The sequence below is a fragment of the Paraglaciecola sp. 2405UD69-4 genome, from assembly GCF_047525415.1.
In the GTDB taxonomy this organism is placed as follows: domain Bacteria; phylum Pseudomonadota; class Gammaproteobacteria; order Enterobacterales; family Alteromonadaceae; genus Paraglaciecola.
Window position 1 is genome coordinate 41,552 of the sequence record NZ_JBLIXM010000005.1, and the last position, 20,511, is coordinate 62,062.

Below are 20,511 nucleotides of genomic sequence, written 5' to 3' on the forward strand. Positions count from 1 at the left end.
TTAAAAAATATTAAAGAGTATCTAACAATCTTTTTGCTTCCTCGACCTGTTTAGCAGAGCCGTTCGCAATAACATCATCTATTAACTCTTTGGCAGAGTCATTCTCACCAATTTCAATATATGCTTGAACTAAATCTAGTTTAGCCCCTAATCCATCATCTGCATCAACATCAATCATTTCTAGATTATCTTCCTCAGAAACAAAGGGTTCAAGCTCTATGTCTAAATCAAAATCGTTTTCCGTCAGCTCTTCAGATTCAGCATTAACACTATCATTAAGTAAAGACTCTACATCTAAAAAGTCTTCCTCTTCTTCATCTAATTGAGTGTCTACATCTTCGGTAGGCGTGTCAACTGGGCTTGAAGACTCATCTAATAAAGCTGGGATATCAAAACCTAGATCATCATCGCTATCTTTATCCAAGGCTTCTAACATTTCATCAAAACTAGAATCATCAAGTTCGCCCATGGCTAGACTATCATCGGTTGCTGTAGTCGCACTTGGCTCATCATCTTCAGTCAACCAATCACCTAACCCTGGCATATCCGCTAGTTCACTATTTTCCACTTCAGAAGGTAAGTCATGCTCATCTTCTAAAGCCTCCTCCAAGATAGAGTCGTCAAAATCGGTATTTGATGCAATATCGTTTAGATCAGGCAAGTCATTGAGTGAGTCCTCTAGAGCCTTTTCTATTGACGGCTCAGAATGTTCCATAAAATCATCTGCCGCTGCTGAAAATTCCAGCTCATCAAGGGAACTAATAGAAGCGTTCTCATTTGAAGTTAGGTCTTCCAAGACTTCATCCAACTCTTCATTTTCAAAATCTTCAAGAGCTTGCTCGAACAAGTCTTCATCGGAAGAGTCGTGCTCCTGAAGCTCTCTCTCTAGGGCTTGCTCTAATTCAAGATCTGACTCTAGTTCTGGTTCAGTTTCAGGCTCTACTTCAGGCTCTAGCTCGGCTTCAAGCTCTGGTTCAACTTCAGGCTCTAGCTCTGCTTCAGGCTCTAGCTCAGCTTCAAGCTCTAGCTCAGTTTCAAGTTCTGGCTCAGCTTCAAGTTCTGACTCAATTTCAAGTTCTGGCTCAGCTTCAAGTTCCGGCTCAGCTTCAGGCTCTAGCTCAGCTTCAAGTTCTGGCTCAGCTTCAAGTTCTGGCTCAGCTTCAAGTTCTGGCTCAGCTTCAAGCTCTGGTTCAGCTTCAAGCTCTGGTTCAGCTTCAAGTTCTGGTTCGGCTTCAAGCTCTGGTTCAGCTTCAAGTTCTGGTTCGGCTTCAAGTTCCGGCTCAGCTTCAAGTTCTGGCTCAGCTTCAAGTTCTGGTTCAGCTTCAGGCTCTAATTCAGGCTCTAGCTCTGCTTCAGGCTCTAGCTCAGCTTCAAGTTCTGGTTCAGCTTCAAGTTCTGGTTCAGCTTCAAGTTCTGGTTCAGCTTCAAGTTCTGGTTCGGCTTCAAGTTCTGGCTCTGTTTCAAGTTCTGGCTCTGTTTCAAGTTCTGGCTCTGCTTCAGGCTCTAGCTCAGCTTCGAGCTCTGGCTCTGCTTCAAGTTCTGGTTCAGCTTCAAGTTCTGGTTCAGCTTCAAGTTCTGGTTCAGCTTCAAGTTCCGGCTCAGCTTCAGGCTCTAGTTCAGCTTCTGGCTCTGGTTCAACTTCTGGCTCTGGTTCAGCTTCAAGTTCCGGCTCAGCTTCAGGCTCTAGCTCAGCTTCAAGTTCCGGCTCAGCTTCAGGCTCTAGCTCAGCTTCAAGTTCCGGCTCAGCTTCAGGCTCTAGCTCAGTTTCAAGTTCTGGTTCAGCTTCAAGTTCTGGTTCAGCTTCAAGTTCCGGCTCAGCTTCAGGCTCTAGTTCAGCTTCTGGCTCTGCTTCAGGTTCTGGCTCTGCTTCAGGCTCTAGCTCAGCTTCAAGTTCTGGCTCTGCTTCAAGTTCTGGTTCAGCTTCAAGTTCCGGCTCAGATTCAGGCTCTGGCTCAGCTTCAAGTTCTGGCTCTGCTTCAGGCTCTAGCTCAGCTTCAAGTTCTGGCTCTGCTTCAAGTTCTGGTTCTACTTCAAGCTCTGGTTCTGCTTCAAGTTCAGATTCAGCTTCAGGCTCAGATTCGGCTTCAAGCTCTGGTTCTGCTTCAAGTTCTGGTTCAGCTTCAAGCTCTGGTTCTGAATCTGCATCGTCTCCTAACAGCAAATCATCATCAATATCTTCAGCTAATTCGTCGAAGCTCTGGATCCCAAGTTGTGAGTCTTCAGTGTCATCAAGGGTGTCATCCCCCAACATATCAGCCATTTGCTCAACTTGTTCTAACTCATCAATTAAGCTTCCAGTAACAGCATCAAGCTCTTCATTTTGGGTATTAATTTCTTTATCTAAATTATCTAATATGTCTTCGTTTAGTTCATCAGACTCATCCAATAAAGAAGTGTCAGCCACTAACTCTTCAGATTCAGGCTCATCTAATAGCTCATCAATGCTGATTTCTGGCTGCTCGCTTTCATCGTCCACAGGCTCAATGCTGACCTCTTCATCTGGCCCATCTTCGCCATCGTGTAACACCTCATCTTCTATAAGATCTTCAACCCCATCATTTTGAGTCGGCTCTTCATCTAAATCACTTGTAATATCATCTAGATCATCAGTGGTTTCTTCACTTAATAAATCATCTACTTCACTAACTTCAGTTAGCAACTCTTCATCGGTGTCGAATAAGCTATCTAAGTCTTCTTGAGCCACTGTATCTGAGCCAACTTCAAAATCATCATCTAGTACGTCATCACCTAAATCATCAAATACATTTTCAGTATCATCACTTAAGGACTCATCAATAATATCGTCTAGAGAATCATCCAAAGACTCCTCTAGTTCCTCTGCTAGGACATCATCTAAGATATCGTCATCACCAAATAGGTTATCGTCGTCTAGTTCATCGTCTGCGTCACTTTCTAACTCTGCACTAAGGGCATCGGATAAATCATCCATTTCTGCTGCATGGATATCCAAAGGTAGATTTTCTAATTCATCGTCTACTTCACCTTCAGGTACATTGCTCTTGCGCTTTATTAACCATATAGCAATCCCTACCAAGGTAATAAAAACAAACAACACAGAACTTAAAATAAGATTTAATGGTTCATCAAACCATGACTTTTGTGATGCTTGTAACTGGGCTTCACGATCTAACTCTGCCTGACGGGCTTTCGCTAGCAGTTCTTCTATACTTTGCCCCATGACTTCCATTTGCTGGGCTTTGCCTTCTTCCTGGCTTCTTATCTCATCAATGTCAGAGTTAACTTTATCAAGGCGCTCGAATAGCTTTTGATTTTCATCGAGAATACTTTGTACGTTACTAATAGATTCGGCAAACTGCTTCCTAATCTCCATAAACTGGCGAGTTTGTTCCTCATCCATCGCCCCGAGTTTTTTCTCAATTATCTCTTTTGTTTGATCGAGTGCTTCTGCACTTACAGGTTGTTTATCTTTAGGAAGTTCTGATGCAGTGGTTGCAGCATTGAGCTTTTTATCATCCTGTTCAGATCTTCGTTTAGCTTGTTCTTTATCAACCCGAGATAAATACCTTTGCGAAGGCATATGTAACATTGCCCCATCTCGTAAAAGGTTAATATTCTGTCTTTCGAATGCCCCTTCATTTAACTCATAAATGGCAAGCATGATTTGATAAATAGAGTGGTCAGAATTAGTTCGGTAACGTTGCGCGATTTGCCACAAAGTATCTGTGGATTCTATAGGGCCATAGACTACGCCAGAAAGGTGTGCAGTAGACTCTTTAGGACCTCTGAGCTTAACTTGTTCGAAGTCTGCAGCATAGGTAGCTGCCATGAAGTTCAGCAATATCAAAAGTGACAATGCACCTAGTCGCAAATTCATATGGTTCCTTCTTGCTCAATGATATTAATTTTTTAATTATATGTTGTGGTACAAATTAACACTAAATGCTTACTAGCCATATAAGTCTTTAGTCCCTCTTTATCAAAAGGGTTTATTTCTTACAATTTAACAACTTATGTAGTTCTACCCATAGTCATTTTATTGTCTTAAAACAGGCCTAGTTGTTGAGATTAGCAATTCGTATTCCAAGATCGAAATATACACCTAAATCAGCCACAACTATAAACCAGATGCATGGTTTGATCTAGATTGCTCAATTTTTGAAAAGATAAAAGCAATGACCAAACACATTTATAAAAATAAAGTAGGTATTCAGTCATCGGCAGATTTTCAGTGATCATGAGGGCCAGAACAACCAGAACTGGTATGACCCTCACAGGTAATTTTTAGCAGTAGCTAAAATTACATATAATCTTTAATTAATGCTTCTGCAATTTGCACACTATTAGTAGCTGCACCTTTACGAACGTTGTCAGAAACAACCCATAAATTAATGCCATTAGGATGAGAAATATCATTCCTAACACGGCCAACATGGGTCTCATCATTTCCGCTTGCACTGCTAACTTGAGTAGGAAATTCTTCTCTATCTCGGTATAGAACTACGCCAGGCGCTTGCTCTAGAAGGTTTTTAACTTCCTCTGCATCAATAGGAGAACGTGTTTCTAAGTGAATCGCTTCACCGTGACCATAAAATACAGGAACACGAACTGCAGTCGCATTAACCAAAATCGACTCATCGCCCATTATCTTTTTAGTTTCCCACACCATTTTCATTTCTTCTTTGGTGTAATCATTATCTAAAAACACATCAATTTGTGGAATAACATTAAAGGCGATTTGACGGCTAAAAGCTTCTGGCTTCGCTTCTTTACCACTCAATAAAGCGGCAGTTTGATGAGCTAGCTCGTCTATTGCTGATTTACCACCACCAGATACTGATTGATATGTAGACACGTTAATACGTTCTATACCAACAGCATCATGAATAGGTTTCAATGCAACCATCATTTGAATAGTTGAGCAATTTGGATTGGCTATGATATTGCGGTTACGGAAATCTGCTAAAGCATGACCGTTAACTTCTGGAACAACCAAGGGAATATCTGGTTCGTAACGAAATTGCGAAGTGTTATCTATCACTACACACCCTGCTTCAGCCGCGATAGGTGCAAACTTTTCAGATACACTGCCACCAGCAGAGAAAAACCCAAGTTGCACTTGGCTCCAATCAAACTCATCGGCATTTAGAACGGTAATCTCTTTTCCCTTGAAGGTCACCTTTCCACCTGCTGAACGAGCACTGGCTAATGGATAAAGTTTGTTGATCGGAAAATTTCTCTGTTCAAGAATTTCGATCATATGTTGTCCTACTAATCCAGTAGCGCCCAACACTGCGACATCAAAGGCCCGAGACATGGTTCTAATACTCCTAAAAAATTAAAATAAATAGTTTATATACAGTTTTTCTAGCACTTAGTTCGGTGCTAAAAAACCAAGGCCGTAGATTGCCTTTGAATGAACAGAATTTCCAGCATTTACCGTCATTGCAGAAAACTCTCTTCTTATAGGATAGTGCTTTCGGATATATCTAAATGATTCGGCACCATCATGTTTCTCTTTAAAATGCTTATCATCAACAGAAATATCATACACATCTAGCACCAAATACTTAATCACATCCCAAAAATTTTCAGTGTCAGGCAATGATTTTTGACTATTGGCAGCAATGGGTAAATAGTCAGATAATTGTTTAGTAGGCTTTACTCCAAGCTGCTTACACAGTGCAAAATATAACATTTCTGTACCCCGAGCTTTACCTTCAATAGTATGCCCAGCAATATGAGCAGTGGCTAACGCTGTATAAGGAACCAGCTCGGTTTCAATATTGGGCTCTTTGTCCCATACATCTAACACGAGATTCAATTTCTTACCTTGTTTAAATAGCGCTAATGCTTCTTTATTATTTATGACTTCACCACGACAGGCATTGATTAGGAGTTGCTTCTCGCTGAGTTGTGACAGCCTGGCTGCACCAAATAAATCCAAGGTAGGATATGGCCCATCGGCCACAAACGGTACATGTAAACTGATGACATCGCAGCTCATAATATCATCCATTGTTACCATTTCACGGGGATCTCCTGCATCTTTCAGGGGCGGATCACACAGCTTGTGCTGAATACCAAGCACACTTAAAACATTAGAGAGGACAGTTCCCACATGGCCAGCACCCACAATTCCCACAGTCTTATCTGCAACTTGCCAGTTTAGTCGCTCAGCCATGACAAAAATGGCGCTAAGCACATATTCGGCAACCGCGACGGCATTACAGCCACCTGCTGAAGTAAAAGGAATGCCCTTTGATGCTAAATAAGCTTTATCAACATGATCAGTACCAGCGGTTGCCGTGCCAACAAACTGCAATCTGTCATTTTTCTCAAGTAAAGCTTGATTAACCTTAGTGGTAGAACGAGTCAGTAGAACATCTGCATCGATTAGGGTATCTGCATCAATAGTCTTATGAGAAAACACCTGACACTCACCTAGCTCAGCAAAAAACTCAGTTGCATAGGGCATACTGTCTTCGTAATAAATTTTCATAATTTGGCTCTAATGATTTCAATTTTTAAGATTATGACATGACAAAACGCCTTTTACCCAATTGTTTAACTTAATTAATAAACAGAAACCTCTATGCAAATTAAGCGATGCAGTTAACCAATAAATGATAACCTTCAATGAATATAATCTTTGTATTCGGGTAATAGACTCGTCTTATAAAAAGGAAAATCCATGAATCTACGCAGCTTTGCTTTTGCCATTTTACTATCTTTATTTTCAACAACTTTGTTGGCAGATGATTTAACAAGCAGACAAACCCAAGAAATAGATAGTTACATAAGTAAACTAATAAATGCTGAAGATGATGAGCTTTATGATCTAGCCAATACTATTAGGTTCAGTGGCCTAAGTGACAAACGCTTGTTTGAAAAAGTAGCTGAAATCCTCAAGAAAAAACATCAGCAACTTCTTGAAATAAAAAAACCAGATGACCAAAGTGTAAATCAAGTCAAAATACTCATTATGGCCTTAGCCTCTTCTGGCAACTCTGAATATTGGGTGACATTAAATTCAATCCTAGAAGCAAGCTCAAATCGAAATGTCCGAAATAGAGCTCACGAATCAATGAAAAACATTAGTTTCTACCAGAAACGAAACACTATCATGCAAAATTACGACTCACTCCTTGAAAACCAAAGTTTACAAACTAAGCGAACATTAAATTTACTGCAAAGTGACGATAGAAAAATGAGTCGCTATGGGGCCGAAGATATCCATAGAATCGGCAGCACAGATGCGAGTGTACTTGAGTGGATGGCAGCACAATTAGAACTACAAGCTCATCATGCAGAAAACAAATTACATGTAGATATGCTAGCTTGGTATTGCAAAGCTTTAGCCAAGGTGGACAAAGAAAAATACTCACCATTATTGAATAAAATCATCAAAGATAAATCCATACATTCAAAAATCCGAAAACACGCTAAAAAAGCCCTCAAAGCAAACTAACTTACCTAATAAATTAACGGCAAGCTTTGAGTTTAAACGCCTCATTTTGCTTGCCACATTTACCTACATAGAATTAGTCGCCCATTTAAAGCTTGAAAAATACCAGCTTGATACTTTAGCTAGTACCTATATTACTGGTCGTATCCTGGGTTAGTACGTTGTAATTTACGTAAAATACCTGGCCAGGCTAACGCACCACCTGCAGAGCGCGTTACCTGTTTAGCTTGGGCTTGAATTCCCGCTAAAATGTCTTTGGGTATCTGCTGCAAACTTTCACCACTTGCTTGTGCCTTTAACTGAATTTGACAAGAACATTCCAATAAATACATATACAAAAAAGCATCAGCAATGGTTTCTGCACAGGTTAATAAACCATGGTTTTTCAATATCATGAAATGGGTTTCACCCAAATCAGCCACCAACCGTGCTTTTTCATCAGGGTTAAGGGCGACTCCTTCATAGTCATGGTAAGACAATGAAGATAGTGCAAACAAGGACTGCTGACTCAAAGGCAATAAGCCTCTTTTAGAGGTTGATACCGCAATACCGGCAAGGGTGTGTAAATGCATGACACATTTAGCGTCGTCTCTAGCTTCATGTACAGCGCTATGGATAGTAAAACCGGCAGGATTGATATCATAATCAGACTCCATAACTTTATTACCCTGCAAGTCAATTTTGACAAGGCTTGACGCGGTCACTTCTTCAAACATCATACCGTAAGGATTTATCAAAAAGTGATGCTCAGGCCCGGGTACTCTTGCTGAAATATGCGTAAACACCAAATCATCCCATCCATACATAGCAACAGCTCGATAACAGGCGGCTAAATCAACACGAGCTTGCCACTCTTCTTTTGTCACTTGGGCTTGAATTGAATTTGTCATTTTGTATCTCTCATTTGCATATCGATAGCACTAAGATAAGCTAAGGTTTACTATGTAAACTGTCGCGCAATTGACATTCTAAAGGTTAAAGATACTCTGGTGGGTTATGCAGCAAAATGAAATTTATGATGTTCTCATTCAAAATCCTTGGTTCGCATCTTTACCATCAGAACTAGCGGATACCCTAGTAAACAGAAGCAAAATAAAACATCTAAAAGACAAACAACTTTTACATAAAAAGAATGATGTTGCAGACGGGTTTCACTGCGTATTAAATGGGCGAATACGGGTAAGTAATTTCACACTAGAAGGTAAGGAATTAGTACTTACTTGGATTTTACCTAGCAGTTGGTTTGGTGAAATATCGCTAATTGACGGCCTTCCTCGTACCCATGATGCCCATGCAGAGGGAGCAACAAGCATCTTAAAACTATCCAACAAAGACTTTCAACTGATGCGACAACAATACCCAAGTTGGCAGCAAGCTATCACTGAATTGTTATGTCAAAGAGTACGCTCTACATTTTCTCTTATTGATGAAACTGGGTGCCTATCGTTAAAAGGCTTGTTGTGTAAACGCTTAAGTCTGATGCATAAAGGAATACAACAACAGTCACAACAAAGTGCTGGCAACAAACTTATGATCTCTCAAGACTCCCTTGCCCAACTAATTAATAGCTCTCGGCAAACCATAAATAAAATACTGCAAGCCTTGCAAGTGGAGCAAATTTTAGAAGTGCATTACGGTTATATAGTAATACTCGACCCAGCAAAACTAGAAGAGTCGAGTCTAGTTTAAACCTTAATGTTATGCCTGTAGCGAGCAGTAACACCCTTTTGCTTCTCGAATGACAATATTTGCAGCAAACCCTTTAAGAAAATTACTTAACATAGTTTGAGCAAAGCCGGTGGTTTGAGAACATCCTAACCCTTGCCCATATGGGCCAAAGTAAATAACTTCTCCGGTTGGGTCTATTATGGCTACAGAAGGGACCGCAGGAATGATCTCATCATGGTCTAAAACTACATTTTGAATCTTAAACTGGCTACCTAAAGCCAGCTTGTTGATATCTTCAATATGAGACTCACTAAACTGCTGGCATTCACAGCCTGGTTTTGAAAAGTGAATAACACTACTAGCTAAACCATTATTATCGGGAGAAGAATACCGTTGCAAATAATGGCCAAGTTGCACGTAGTCTATATCTAATAAAGTGTTCTCATTATCAAAGTTTACTAACCTTTGCTTAGAGAAAAATGCAAAGGCTAGTACCGTAAATCCCAGCCATAAAAATACAAAAATAAAATGACGTTTTCTTGTCTTACTATTCAAAGCGAGCCGTACTGTTTTCTAAACCACCAGCGATTTCACTTACCTTCACAGCTTCAGTTCCTAATAAAGCAACCCTTTGTGAATCTAGTTGAACTGTACTTCTGAGCCTTTCTGCACTTTTAGCAATATCATCAGTAGCAACGGCTTGTTGCTCTACTGCTGCCGCCACGTTCATGGATATGCCACTAGCACTTTCCACTATATTTTTAGCACTAACAATTTGCTCTTGTGCTTTGTTTGCAGACTCAATTACAGATTGAACAATATCAATACTATTAGTCATAGAGGTAGTGGTTGAAGTCGAGTACCCTTTCAATAGAGTCAATGTACCTTCAACTTTACTGGTACTACTTTTGGTTCGAGTAGCTAATGCTCTAACTTCGTCTGCCACAACGGCAAACCCTCTACCCTGCTCTCCCGCTCTGGCGGCTTCAATGGCGGCATTAAGTGCCAATAAGTTAGTTTGCTCAGCAATACTTGCAATTTCTGACAATACCGTCGCTATTGCTTCGGTTGAGTTGGCAAGCTCATTAACTTGCTCGTTAGTTTTCTCTAGGGCCTCAGTAAGTGTTTTATTTCGCTCATTGATTATTAATATGTCTTCACTTGCTGCATTAGTGTACTCGTTAGCTTCTTGCATTTGAGTACTCAGGTGACTAGTTTCTTTAGATATCGAAGCCACAGTCACCGCCATTTCTTCAGCAGAAGTCGCAATCACATCTGTCTCTAATTGACGCTGAGCGGATGAACTATCTAAATCACCTTTGGTTTTAATTAACTTATTAGAGTTGGTATTCAACTCGACTACCTGTTCTTTGACATTCGATATAATTGAAAACAGCAGCCCGAGTAATTCATTAAAAGAATGAAGTGTTGGGCTATTTCCAGCATCTGTTTTTACATTAAGATTGATGGAGTTTTCATCAGCCATTAAATCCTTGGCCACAAAGGCTAATTCCTCTCCAACTTTACTCTCTTTAGCCATGAGGTTAGCCATGTAACCTGCAATAAGGGCTTCTGCTATGGCATACACCGCATGAATCAGAACTGTGGTAAATGCTAATCTGTCCTCATCAAAAATAAACACGCCTACATCATTCAATTGTAAAAAATAAAATGAAAGATGATGAACCGCTATTGCTACGACAGAGGTCACAAACACACGCCAATCTTTATAAATAATTAACAGTGCCATGAGAATAAAAATCTCAAAGTGAACTTCTATTAGCCCTCCCGTTTGATGTATGTGCAAAGCAACAAACACCATAGTTGCAATAGCAGTAACGTGCTTTGTTATAGTCGCTTCAGGTAACACACGATGGAAATATAAAGGCACTAGCAATGCAGGAATTGCAATCACTAATGTAGAAATTAAAGAACCGTAAAAAAATACGAGTAGTATGCTTTCAGCAAAAAGAGCTGCAAACAAATAGGTAAACAAGGTATTAGTTGATTTCATTGGACGGAACTTCCCTAGAGTTAAAAATCATAAAACTTATCTGTTGTTAATTTATATCGGCAAAAACACATGAATCTTAACAATACTGATCACTTAATGAGCACCACATCTATTCACTTTTATTTGGAACCACCTCCTAGAATCTAGTCTAGCAATCTCAATTTCGCCACCAACTAAAATACAAAAAGTTGTTGTGTATCAAGTCTCATGTATGATTTTCATACAAGCCAATTTACAATGCAGATCAAAATACCAATCAAGCTCAGCACCATTAAAACACCGACCACAATAAAGGGTATAAAGGAGGGCTGCTCAAAATCACTTTTGTAATTAGCCTGACTTTGTACTCCTAACATACTGGCAGCCACACTTTTAATAATTTGCCAAAAATTTAACTGTTTCATCTGACTTCACCCAATGTAATTGTCCAAGGTTATTAACCTTAGACTCTGTGTATGAAGTGTGGCACAGAACAAGCTAAAAACTTAACATTTTTTTTACATAAAGCTTAGCCTAGGGCTTTCGCTAATGCCTCGGCGCTTAAATAAGCTGATTCCACATGTCCTTTAATCAACCAATCGCCACAAGCGGCCAAATTAAGGTTATGGTCAATTAAATACATGTTCGCATTGTCGTCATCGTCTTCATTGTAAAAAGTGTTCGCATACCGCCAACGATGTAAGCTTTGATATTGGGATTCAGTCGCATCTATAGCTGCCACTTTATGTAATTCATCCATCAGCGCCTTAGAGACATATTCTTGATCTTCATCTATATGCTTTTCAGCCCACTCATTAGTGGAGTGCACTACTACACAAGCCCCATAATCCCGGCCCGGTTTTGAGGAATCTACCGACAACCAGCCAATAGACGAATGGTTAACCTTTGCAGCGTCCCAGTTAAATTTTGGGAGTTCAGAAAACCCTAGCATTAAACAGTAGCACCCCATCATGGTAACGCCGTTAATTTCGCTATATTCTTGAAATTCCACAGGAAAAAGCTCTGCTGCTTGTTTAGCTGGAACAGAGCTTACTACCCAGTCAAAAGGGGCATATTCATTTTGGTCAGAATCGATTAGCAGCCAGCCGCTGCCTTGTTTTTTTATCTCACAAACATGAACATTAAACTCTACATTATGTGCTTTAGCTAAGTGATTACAGAGGGAGTTCATTTTGGGAGCTCCCACATAATGAGGCTCAAACCAATCTCGTTTGTATGGTTTTTTACCCACTCCCAGAGTTAACACTTTTGGTAACCACTGCTGCACTATCCCAGAGTCTCTAAAAGGGGCTAAAAACTGCTGAAAGGACTTAGATCTAGCAGTGAAAAACTGCGCACCGTGGTCAAACTGATAATCATCTGTATAACGGGTAGACATACGCCCACCAGCACCACGGGACTTCTCAAATATTGTGGTTTCAGCTTTGCCCTGTAACTTATGAGCTAAGGTTAAACCAGATAATCCCGCCCCGATAATAGCGATAGAGAGTTTCATGGGTAAGCTAATGATTCCTTTTTACAAAACAACTTAGTGTTAAACAAAATATTGACTCAAAAAATTCGTTTAAAGCCAAACTCAAACAAACGAAATTTGCTGCACCTTTGCATTTTTTACACACACATTTAACCTTAGAACATCATTAAATGGTATATATTTTTTACCATCAATTATCTGCACCGTAAGACACTCTTGGCGCAGAGTATTGTATTGAATATCAATAGCAACACCTTCTAGAGAGCTACTATCCTTGAGCACTAACTCAATGGGATATCTGTATAGGCATACCACTTCAAGTTCGTCATATTGACTGCAACTCAACATAGACATGTCCTCATTTTAATTAAGCCAATACGAAGCGAACTAACATATGGATTGGTTAGATCATCAAAAAGTGTGAAAAAATAATTTAAGCACTCGCCTTGGCAAAGTAATGACAAAACAAATGATAGAAGCGAGTAATGTGGACAGGCTTTTCACCCTTATATTGATGTAAAAAATAAAAGTGCCAAGCGCGGCCACGAATATTGGGTAATACCCTCACGACTCGCTCATCAGTTAGGTGAGCTTGAGCCAAAAACTCTGGAAACAAAGCTACTCCCATATCGTTCAACACCATTTCTAACGCCGAACTCAAGGTATTCACCTTTGCCCAATGTTGAACATCAACTAATTGTTTATTAGTTAGGTTATTATCAAACAAGTGCAATGTATCGTGCTGCCAAGCCGTGGCAATGAACTTATGTTTAGCCAAGTGTTGTAACTCACTAAGCTTTCCATACTGTTTAAGATAGCGGGGAGACGCACAAAATATCTCTGAGACTTTACCAACAGACAATGCGCGATAATCACAGTTTTTGATATCTCCACCAAAAATCGCTGCATCTAAATTGTTTTCTATCAAATCTTGCCATTCACCAGCGATAATCACTTCTGGCCTTAACTTTGGAAACTCTATACTCAACTGTTTTATGGCTGGTATGACTATACTCTTCTCAAAAAAGGGAGGAATAGATACTCTAAAGTCTCCACTAGGCTGCTCTTTAGCATTATCAAGCTCGGTTAATGCCAAACTCAACTGCTCACTTAACAACTCGCTGCGGGCCAATAAACTCTCGCCTACTGCAGTCAATACTACCCCTCTAGTATTACGTATCAGTAATTGCTGCCCTGTGGCCTCTTCAAGACGTTTAATTTGTTGGCTAATAGCTGACTTGGTCAACCCCAATTTTTTAGCTGCTGCAGTAAAGGAGCGTTTATTCGCTACCTCAACAAAAATAAGCAACAAAGGTGCGAGCTTTACAGTGTTCATATAATTAAACAACCAGTTAATTTTTAATCTATTGTTTAACTTAAATTGCAACCGTAACCTATGTCAACTTAATCAAACTAAGAGGCATAAAAATGAAAACCCTAGTCATAGTCGACATCACTCCTATCAACAAAATAAAACTAGCCGAGTACAGTGCGCAAGCTGCTGAGACTTTAAAACCCTTTAACGGAATCTTTATAGCCAAAGGGCCTGTAGAGGTGTTACATGGTGATGCAAAACATCCCATGAAAGCGGTTATTGAGTTTCCAGATAAGCAAAACGCTAAAAACTGGTACAAGAGCAAAGCCTACCAAGACTTAATATCTTTAAGAGAACAAGGCATGCAAAGCCAGTTTCATTTATTGTGATTGAAAATGTTGAATTGCAGGCACTAGCAAGGGGCGTTATTTACTATTCCCCCACTAACTTCAATTCAATGTGTCATCTGCGTCAGTTTTTTAGAAAGCCTAGATGAAACACCGTTAAATGCACCTTTGAGATAGCGGCTTCAAAGAACGAGAGCCAATAACAAACGAGCTAGGCTTTGGTTTAGAGCTGATTAAAAAGCTAATTAATAAATACGAATGGTTTTACAGGGCTGCCCACTCTGAGAGTGGGCATACTGTTGAAATCAAAATTACTGAGTAATTCAATAAAACTGAGGAGGTTTATTTACCGCTAGTCATCTTCAATAAGGTGCGATCTTTCTTAACAAAATGATGATAAAAAGCGGCGCCTGCATGGCCTACAATCAGCATCCAAGCTAACCACGGACCTAAGATTCTTTTATGAATTAAATCAAATGGCTTTTCAAAAGCTTCAAACTCCATCCCCAAACCATTGGCAACTACTTGTTCAAACAACCAAGTACTCTTAAAGCTTGGAATTTCGAACATAAAAAAGAAATCAGTATTAGAGCCAGTTCCAATATACCCAGTAATAGGCATAATAATCATCACAGCGTACAAAGCGAAGTGGCCAGCATGAGCCGCTAAGTGCTCTAATTTTGTACCAGGTTCTGGACTAGGTGTAATGCTAGTTAAGCGCCAATAAACCCGCAGAAAAACCACCACCGCAATACTTATTCCAATGGAAAAATGAATCTGAAGTACAGAGAAGTTTTCAGGCGTTCTCGATTCAGTAAACCACTCTCTGTAATACACACTGGCATAAGCAGCTAAAAATAAAAGCGCCGTGGCCCAGTGAAGCCACTTTGCCACAACACCATAGTTTTCAGCAGTATTTTTATAAGCCATAACATTTTCTCTTTTTATTGTTGTGTAAATAAATGATTAACATAACAAAATCCCTTTACGCTCTTTGTATAAACTAGCAAAAAGCGTAAAGCATGTATTTGAATTATTGGTTAAAGCTTGCAATAAAATCATTGATTCTCGCGGCATTAACACCTTGGTCACTGCGGCCCACACGAGACACACTACGTATATCTACACGGCTACCTGTAACTGCAGGAGTCACAACCACAACAACATCATCCATAAATGCAAACACAGAGGTTCTCGCAATCGCTTCAAAACGCAGAGCTACAGAGTCTTGCGCAACCACTTCCCAGCCCTTATCTTTGGCAATATTCAATGCTTTTTCAAACGCTGCGCCCGCTGATAAGTCAGATTGAATTGGCGCAATATTCGGATATAACTTTTTCTGTATTTCTGCATCTTTTTCACCGGCATAAACTAAAGTGTTTTTAGCTCCTTCTCGGCTGTCATCCAAAAATAAAAACACAGGTGGGTTGTTAGTGTCTGTTGTAATATCATGGATAGGAGGCCCACGTTTTACAGGTTTAACTATCCCATGGATCATAGGTGCCAAAATGCACAAACCAACCAAAGCCGTGATGATAGCTTTAACCGCGCCTGAACCTCGACGTGTTAACAAAAAGCCAATGACACCAAGTGCAACTAAAACATAACCAATAGGGTTAAGGTAAGTTCTAAAATAACCAAAACCAACAATAGGATCCCAGAATCCTAAACGAGCGCCAAACATCATAATTAAAATGGCTAACACCGACAAAAAAGTCAGAGACAGTAAAATAGTGCCAATACGCGACGAACCCTGACCCATGTTGTTTCCTTTAAAAGTAATAAATAAAAAATGTCGCTTTAATTTATTTCTATACGACGCTACATCGACTTATGTTAGCACGCTAACTATAAACAAAGAAATACCTAACTATGACTATTAAATCATCTAAACATAAGTTTCATCTGTTACTACACTCCGCCGACTTACTCCAAGAGTATTTAAGTGTAAAACTATTAGCATTAGGCATTACCTCATCTCAAGCGCGAGTTATTAAGGCATTGAATCGTCTAGGAAAAATATCGCAAATAGACCTAGCCAGAGAATTTGATATTACCGCCGCCAGCATGAGCACCATGACAAGTCGCTTAACTGCGTTAGGCTTCATCACCACTCAAAAAGACCCAGCTAACGCCAAACGAAACCTACTCAGCCTGACTCCTAAAGGAACAGCAATAATTGATGACATAGAAATAGCATGGGCAAGTGTAGACGAATACATAGAAGAACTGATTGGCAAAGAAAAACAACACACACTCGCAGAATTAACCCAAGAATTAAGAGACTCACTAGGTGGACATAAACCAGGCGAAAGGCCAGCTAGTAAGCCAAATAGCTAATAAACAAACCTCATTGGATAAAGCAAAGTCATTGGCTTTACGGACACTAAAAGTAAGTAGTTAGCTTCTTTGTCAATATTATCGAAGTAAACCCTTAGTGTTCCATCAAGACGATTTAAAACGGATTGTATTTTAATCGTTGTTATATAAAGAAATATTTATTACAGCCTTTAGCTCGCTGTATCATTTTTATATTCTGCAAATACATTTGGATAAGTTTCTTTGAATATTTTTGATGGATTAATAATGCCTGCATCAGTTTTACTACCGATGCTAATTTTTGTGGGGGCAATAAAACTAGTTTTAGTATTTGTGGGTCGTAAATCTAGATTACCTTTTGATATAAAAGTCAGCCGACGGATTGCCGGACAAAGCGTGCTCTCGGACTTCAATGACAAGTCAGCCGATCTTTTCGGGCACTTAATTATGCTAACTTTCTTATTTAATTTGCCATTTATTTATATCGGAGCATATAAACTTTTAGGGATAGAAAAAGTGTTGCCTTGGTTATTAGTACCCTTTTATGCCGCAGGGATTATCTACATTTTAGTTAAAACAATAAGAACCACAAAAAGCAGAAACAACCTTAGACTCGGTTTAGAAGCAGAATGGGCAGTATCTTCTGAACTTCACGATATTGAAGCCGCAAACTATAAAGTATTCCATGACATTCAATGTGACAAATTCAACATAGATCATCTAGTCGTTGGCCCCAATGGCATATTCGCAATCGAAACCAAAGGTAGAAGAAAACCCAACAACTCTAAAACTGCAAAGGAAAAATCCCAAGAACACATTGTGAATGTTAAAGGTAAAATTCTAGAATTCCCTAACTTCACAGACACCAGCATTATCGAACAAGCCACAAGGCAAGCTAAATGGGCTGGCACTTGGTTGAGCGAAGCCACAGGCGAGCAAATACTAGTGTGCCCAGTTGTCACCATTCCTGGTTGGTTCATTAAAATAATATCTAAACCAATAGTCCCTGTTATAGCCACTAAAATACTGAGCAAACAAATACCTAAACTATATGGGCAACCACTCAGCCTTGAGCAAATAAAACGAGTCGCCCATCAAGTGAAGCAGAAGACATTGCGAATTAATGATTTGATTTAGTATTAATATTTAGAAAAGAATAAAGTTTCAACGAATCTGGCACTAAAGCTGTTCAAAAACATCATTAATCATCTTCAGAGTTTTTTAATCAAGCCATTGATTTTATTTAATTTAAATTTTACTCTAAAACCTATTTTTTAGTGTTGGCCTCAGTTTATTTATAGTGCTTGATAATAAATTAGGGCGTGTAAATTCAACGTGTTATCAGTTTTATAAGTCACCTGAGTTTAATTGTTAGTTCTTTTAAAAATGGGTACACAATGAATTATTGGTGGGTAAACCAAAAGCAAACCTATAAGTACGAAGTTTCTGGTGGCTATATGTGGTCCCCAAAGCTTAATTCTGCAGGGCAACACATTAGGCCGTATGATTTGATGCGAAAACTTTCGCCTGGTGATGTAGTTTTTTCTTATGCAAATGCAGCTATTAAAGCTTTAGGCGTCGTTCAATCTCATTGTTATGAATTTCCCAAACCTTCTGAATTTGGTGCAGCTGGTTCTAATTGGTCCAATATAGGTTGGCGTGTAGATGTCAGTTTTAAAGAAGTGTCACATCCACTAAGAACGATGAATCATATTGATACTCTTCGCCCGTTATTACCCAAATTGCACTCTCCTATCAAAATTGATAATGGAGGAGCAAATCAAAGTTACCTATTTGATATATCAAAAAATTTCGCTTTGGCTTTAGCTCATTTAATTGACAATGTGGCGGTAGATTTAGTTAAGGGGAATATGGTATTTGATGCAATGCCTGATCGATCTTTAGAGAATATAACGGAGTGGGAAAATCGAGTGGAGGACAGAATTACAAAAGATGTAACAATTCCCGAAACTGAAAAATTCGCCCTTGTCAGCTCTAGGCGAGGACAGGGTCGCTATCGAAAGGATTTAATGAAGATAGAAAATAGTTGTCGTGTTACACGTGTAAATCGAGCTAGGCATCTTGTGGCGAGCCACACAAAACCTTGGCGTGATTGCTCAAATGAAGAACGTTTAGATCCTGAAAACGGTTTTATGCTAACACCTAACATTGACCACCTCTTTGACAAAGGTTTTATCAGCTTTGAAAACAATGGCACATTAATTATTTCGCCTGTAAGCCATGCAGAAACCATAAATCGTATGGGTATTAGCACAGACAAGCTCACAAATGTGGGTTCATTTACGTCAGGACAAAAACACTATTTAGATTTCCATAGAGAATTTATCTTATTAGACAGCAGAAAATAAAAGGGGCCTTAATCAACCTAGTTGTTTAATTAGCAATTAAGGCTAATCCCCTTTAGGCATTTTGCAGTCTATCGATTTGCTTGTTGATGTCTGACAAGTGCCCTGTTTTAATCCAAACTTTGGCCCCTTCTTGTCCTGCCTGCCCATCTATTGTTGAGCCTAATGGCAGGCGCAACCAGCTGTGTTTTTGTAGCAAATCGGCGGCTTCTACAAAGCTACCATTAAGGATAAATAATTCCGCTCCGTTTGCTACTTCAGCTTTAAACCTAGTGTTAGGCGGTATGTGCAACATGCTAACTTCTTCAAACTCATCTTTAAACAAAGGGGCTATGGTCACTCCAGGGTTGTGCTTATCTACTTGGGTAGCAGCATGATCCATTTGAACATTGACATGGGTTCTGTCGCTTGGCTGAAACTGCCAAAGCTTCACAAATATTATGCAGCCTTTTTCTGAACCTGGTTGATGGTGTGATTGAGGAGGGTTTCGCACGTAAGAGCCTGCCGGAAAATCACCATGCTCATCTTGAAATACTCCATCAAGGACAATAAATTCTTCTCCTCCAGTATGCACGTGTTCTGAAAAACTACTTTTAGGGGCATATTTTACAATACTGGTGGCACGAGCAACTTCGTCGCCAATGCGTTCTATCAAACGTCTTTCAACTCCTTGCATTGGCGACTTAAGCCAAGGCAAAGATTCACAGTGTACAACTTCTCGCTTGTTAAAATCTGCTGTTATTTTCATAACTTCCCCTTGGGTGTTTAGCCACTCACTTTTATTACTGTGGATGTTAAGGTTTGTGAATAAATTCGAGTCGATTACCACTAGGCTCACGTATCATCATATGTTTAGCTGGCCCACCAAACGCAAGCTCTGGAGCAAACTCTATCTCCACATTTTCAAGCAATTGTAACTTTTCATATAGTTTATCTAAGGCTTTTTAGTCCTCTTTTAAATAAGCAGCAAATTCAGCATTGCTTAATCTTTATTCGCTAGTCTAAATTTATAGCTAGAATCAAAGTACACCTTTGCTTTTACCATGGATGGGAGATGACTAATGTTGCGGTTACTGCTGATAATTACAATGGCTGTTTTTAGCAAAGCAGCTAGTAGCCAGTGTAATCAAGAAGAAGCTTTAGTCGATAAGTGGAATAAACAGCTTCAATACAAAGTCACGGAGTTCGCCCGAAAAAAGCACCGAGCGGCTAAGCGTACATTTTTAGACTGCCTTCGAAATCCCCCAAATACAGCCCCCAAAGAGCAAGTTGTAACGCTTAAAATAAACACACCCGCTAATACAGCTGAAGCCATTCCTTCCTTGCCCTTGCCTAATATTGGCAATGTTACTGTGTCTAGCTATGTAAACTTTAAAGGTGAAAAAAGACAAGCATGGGCTCAGTATTTCATAGAGTCTGAAAGCTGCCTAAACAACAAAAATGACATGGCGTTATTTGTGGCTTGCGCTAAAAAACGAAAGCAAAGCCTTAAAGAATTTGAGGCTTTGTGGAACATAGAAAACCCCAAAGCTAATCACTAGTAATAAAGATGGAACTCACA

The 20,511-nt window shown here is 39.5% G+C and carries 20 protein-coding genes; 7 read left to right on the plus strand and 13 right to left on the minus strand.

Features of this window, described 5'->3' with window-relative positions:
* Positions 1–10: 10 nt before the first annotated feature.
* The 3 genes from ACMUMK_RS15565 to ACMUMK_RS15575 form a co-directional block, all read right to left on the minus strand.
* Entirely contained in the window at positions 11–3,856 is a 3,846-nt protein-coding gene (locus ACMUMK_RS15565) for a FimV/HubP family polar landmark protein (RefSeq protein ID WP_414702067.1), read from the minus strand.
* A 423-nt stretch (positions 3,857–4,279) separates the two neighbouring features.
* The gene (locus ACMUMK_RS15570; RefSeq protein ID WP_414702068.1) at positions 4,280–5,296 is read right to left on the minus strand and encodes an aspartate-semialdehyde dehydrogenase; all 1,017 of its coding nucleotides are present in this window, start codon (positions 5,294–5,296) and stop codon (positions 4,280–4,282) included.
* 57 nt (positions 5,297–5,353) lie between these two features.
* Positions 5,354–6,481, minus strand: coding sequence for a 4-phosphoerythronate dehydrogenase (locus ACMUMK_RS15575; protein WP_414702069.1), 1,128 nt, complete (start codon positions 6,479–6,481; stop codon positions 5,354–5,356).
* Positions 6,482–6,673: 192 nt separating this feature from the next.
* On the opposite strand from ACMUMK_RS15575, the gene ACMUMK_RS15580 reads away from it, so the two are divergent.
* Complete coding sequence (locus ACMUMK_RS15580) at positions 6,674–7,450, plus strand: hypothetical protein (RefSeq protein WP_414702070.1); 777 nt, start codon at positions 6,674–6,676, stop codon at positions 7,448–7,450.
* A gap of 131 nt (positions 7,451–7,581) precedes the next feature.
* On the opposite strand, the gene ACMUMK_RS15585 is transcribed toward ACMUMK_RS15580, so the two are convergent.
* Positions 7,582–8,337 carry a class II aldolase/adducin family protein gene (locus ACMUMK_RS15585; protein WP_414702071.1) on the minus strand — a complete coding sequence of 252 codons (756 nt, stop codon included), beginning with the start codon at positions 8,335–8,337 and terminating at the stop codon, positions 7,582–7,584.
* Between the two features lie 106 nt (positions 8,338–8,443).
* Between ACMUMK_RS15585 and ACMUMK_RS15590 the strand changes: the two genes are divergently transcribed.
* Entirely contained in the window at positions 8,444–9,136 is a 693-nt protein-coding gene (locus tag ACMUMK_RS15590) for a Crp/Fnr family transcriptional regulator (protein ID WP_414702072.1), read from the plus strand.
* A gap of 9 nt (positions 9,137–9,145) precedes the next feature.
* Here the strand turns inward: ACMUMK_RS15590 and ACMUMK_RS15595 are convergent, their stop codons facing one another.
* From ACMUMK_RS15595 to ACMUMK_RS15620, 6 genes are all read right to left on the minus strand, one after another.
* On the minus strand, positions 9,146–9,670 hold the full coding sequence (locus tag ACMUMK_RS15595; protein WP_414702073.1) for a DUF6436 domain-containing protein: 525 nt from the start codon (positions 9,668–9,670) through the stop codon (positions 9,146–9,148).
* Positions 9,663–11,129: a methyl-accepting chemotaxis protein gene (locus ACMUMK_RS15600; protein WP_414702074.1), complete on the minus strand. Its 1,467-nt coding sequence runs from the start codon at positions 11,127–11,129 to the stop codon at positions 9,663–9,665. Before ACMUMK_RS15600 ends, ACMUMK_RS15595 begins: the two co-directional genes overlap by 8 nt.
* Before the next feature lie 218 nt (positions 11,130–11,347).
* Positions 11,348–11,533, minus strand: a complete 186-nt coding sequence (locus ACMUMK_RS15605; protein WP_414702075.1) for a DUF2970 domain-containing protein — start codon at positions 11,531–11,533, stop codon at positions 11,348–11,350.
* Positions 11,534–11,637: 104 nt separating this feature from the next.
* On the minus strand, positions 11,638–12,624 hold the full coding sequence (locus tag ACMUMK_RS15610) for an NAD(P)/FAD-dependent oxidoreductase (protein ID WP_414702076.1): 987 nt from the start codon (positions 12,622–12,624) through the stop codon (positions 11,638–11,640).
* A gap of 81 nt (positions 12,625–12,705) precedes the next feature.
* Positions 12,706–12,951 (minus strand): Rho-binding antiterminator, encoded by a 246-nt coding sequence (locus ACMUMK_RS15615; protein WP_414702077.1) that lies wholly within the window; start codon positions 12,949–12,951, stop codon positions 12,706–12,708.
* Between the two features lie 85 nt (positions 12,952–13,036).
* Positions 13,037–13,939, minus strand: coding sequence for a LysR family transcriptional regulator (locus ACMUMK_RS15620; protein WP_414702078.1), 903 nt, complete (start codon positions 13,937–13,939; stop codon positions 13,037–13,039).
* Between the two features lie 92 nt (positions 13,940–14,031).
* On the opposite strand from ACMUMK_RS15620, the gene ACMUMK_RS15625 reads away from it, so the two are divergent.
* The gene (locus ACMUMK_RS15625; protein WP_414702079.1) at positions 14,032–14,307 is read left to right on the plus strand and encodes a DUF1330 domain-containing protein; all 276 of its coding nucleotides are present in this window, start codon (positions 14,032–14,034) and stop codon (positions 14,305–14,307) included.
* A 300-nt stretch (positions 14,308–14,607) separates the two neighbouring features.
* On the opposite strand, the gene ACMUMK_RS15630 is transcribed toward ACMUMK_RS15625, so the two are convergent.
* On the minus strand, positions 14,608–15,195 hold the full coding sequence (locus ACMUMK_RS15630) for a cytochrome b (protein WP_414702080.1): 588 nt from the start codon (positions 15,193–15,195) through the stop codon (positions 14,608–14,610).
* Between the two features lie 103 nt (positions 15,196–15,298).
* Positions 15,299–16,027, minus strand: coding sequence for a DUF1499 domain-containing protein (locus ACMUMK_RS15635; protein ID WP_414702081.1), 729 nt, complete (start codon positions 16,025–16,027; stop codon positions 15,299–15,301).
* 110 nt (positions 16,028–16,137) lie between these two features.
* On the opposite strand from ACMUMK_RS15635, the gene ACMUMK_RS15640 reads away from it, so the two are divergent.
* The 3 genes from ACMUMK_RS15640 to ACMUMK_RS15650 all read left to right on the plus strand — a co-directional run bounded on the left by ACMUMK_RS15640 (position 16,138) and on the right by ACMUMK_RS15650 (position 18,953).
* Positions 16,138–16,605 (plus strand): MarR family winged helix-turn-helix transcriptional regulator, encoded by a 468-nt coding sequence (locus ACMUMK_RS15640; protein WP_414702082.1) that lies wholly within the window; start codon positions 16,138–16,140, stop codon positions 16,603–16,605.
* A 246-nt stretch (positions 16,606–16,851) separates the two neighbouring features.
* Entirely contained in the window at positions 16,852–17,721 is an 870-nt protein-coding gene (locus tag ACMUMK_RS15645; RefSeq protein WP_414702083.1) for a nuclease-related domain-containing protein, read from the plus strand.
* A gap of 260 nt (positions 17,722–17,981) precedes the next feature.
* Entirely contained in the window at positions 17,982–18,953 is a 972-nt protein-coding gene (locus ACMUMK_RS15650) for an HNH endonuclease (RefSeq protein WP_414702084.1), read from the plus strand.
* 52 nt (positions 18,954–19,005) lie between these two features.
* Here ACMUMK_RS15650 and ACMUMK_RS15655 read toward each other — a convergent pair whose 3' ends face one another.
* The gene (locus ACMUMK_RS15655; protein ID WP_414702085.1) at positions 19,006–19,698 is read right to left on the minus strand and encodes a cupin domain-containing protein; all 693 of its coding nucleotides are present in this window, start codon (positions 19,696–19,698) and stop codon (positions 19,006–19,008) included.
* 313 nt (positions 19,699–20,011) lie between these two features.
* Here ACMUMK_RS15655 and ACMUMK_RS15660 point away from each other — a divergent pair, with 313 nt between their 5' ends.
* Positions 20,012–20,491: a hypothetical protein gene (locus ACMUMK_RS15660; RefSeq protein WP_414702086.1), complete on the plus strand. Its 480-nt coding sequence runs from the start codon at positions 20,012–20,014 to the stop codon at positions 20,489–20,491.
* The last annotated feature ends 20 nt before the right edge of the window (positions 20,492–20,511 follow it).

Coding starts and splice junctions, on each gene's coding strand:
- ACMUMK_RS15585 (WP_414702071.1), bottom strand. CDS start 8,337: ATGACAAATTCAATTCAAGCCCAAGTGACAAAAGAAGAGTGGCAAGCT.
- ACMUMK_RS15565 (WP_414702067.1), bottom strand. CDS start 3,856: ATGAATTTGCGACTAGGTGCATTGTCACTTTTGATATTGCTGAACTTC.
- ACMUMK_RS15635 (WP_414702081.1), bottom strand. CDS start 16,027: ATGGGTCAGGGTTCGTCGCGTATTGGCACTATTTTACTGTCTCTGACT.
- ACMUMK_RS15605 (WP_414702075.1), bottom strand. CDS start 11,533: ATGAAACAGTTAAATTTTTGGCAAATTATTAAAAGTGTGGCTGCCAGT.
- ACMUMK_RS15625 (WP_414702079.1), top strand. CDS start 14,032: ATGAAAACCCTAGTCATAGTCGACATCACTCCTATCAACAAAATAAAA.
- ACMUMK_RS15610 (WP_414702076.1), bottom strand. CDS start 12,624: ATGAAACTCTCTATCGCTATTATCGGGGCGGGATTATCTGGTTTAACC.
- ACMUMK_RS15600 (WP_414702074.1), bottom strand. CDS start 11,129: ATGAAATCAACTAATACCTTGTTTACCTATTTGTTTGCAGCTCTTTTT.
- ACMUMK_RS15630 (WP_414702080.1), bottom strand. CDS start 15,195: ATGGCTTATAAAAATACTGCTGAAAACTATGGTGTTGTGGCAAAGTGG.
- ACMUMK_RS15580 (WP_414702070.1), top strand. CDS start 6,674: ATGAATCTACGCAGCTTTGCTTTTGCCATTTTACTATCTTTATTTTCA.
- ACMUMK_RS15620 (WP_414702078.1), bottom strand. CDS start 13,939: ATGAACACTGTAAAGCTCGCACCTTTGTTGCTTATTTTTGTTGAGGTA.
- ACMUMK_RS15590 (WP_414702072.1), top strand. CDS start 8,444: ATGCAGCAAAATGAAATTTATGATGTTCTCATTCAAAATCCTTGGTTC.
- ACMUMK_RS15655 (WP_414702085.1), bottom strand. CDS start 19,698: ATGAAAATAACAGCAGATTTTAACAAGCGAGAAGTTGTACACTGTGAA.
- ACMUMK_RS15660 (WP_414702086.1), top strand. CDS start 20,012: ATGTTGCGGTTACTGCTGATAATTACAATGGCTGTTTTTAGCAAAGCA.
- ACMUMK_RS15650 (WP_414702084.1), top strand. CDS start 17,982: ATGAATTATTGGTGGGTAAACCAAAAGCAAACCTATAAGTACGAAGTT.
- ACMUMK_RS15570 (WP_414702068.1), bottom strand. CDS start 5,296: ATGTCTCGGGCCTTTGATGTCGCAGTGTTGGGCGCTACTGGATTAGTA.
- ACMUMK_RS15575 (WP_414702069.1), bottom strand. CDS start 6,481: ATGAAAATTTATTACGAAGACAGTATGCCCTATGCAACTGAGTTTTTT.
- ACMUMK_RS15645 (WP_414702083.1), top strand. CDS start 16,852: ATGCCTGCATCAGTTTTACTACCGATGCTAATTTTTGTGGGGGCAATA.
- ACMUMK_RS15640 (WP_414702082.1), top strand. CDS start 16,138: ATGACTATTAAATCATCTAAACATAAGTTTCATCTGTTACTACACTCC.
- ACMUMK_RS15615 (WP_414702077.1), bottom strand. CDS start 12,951: ATGTTGAGTTGCAGTCAATATGACGAACTTGAAGTGGTATGCCTATAC.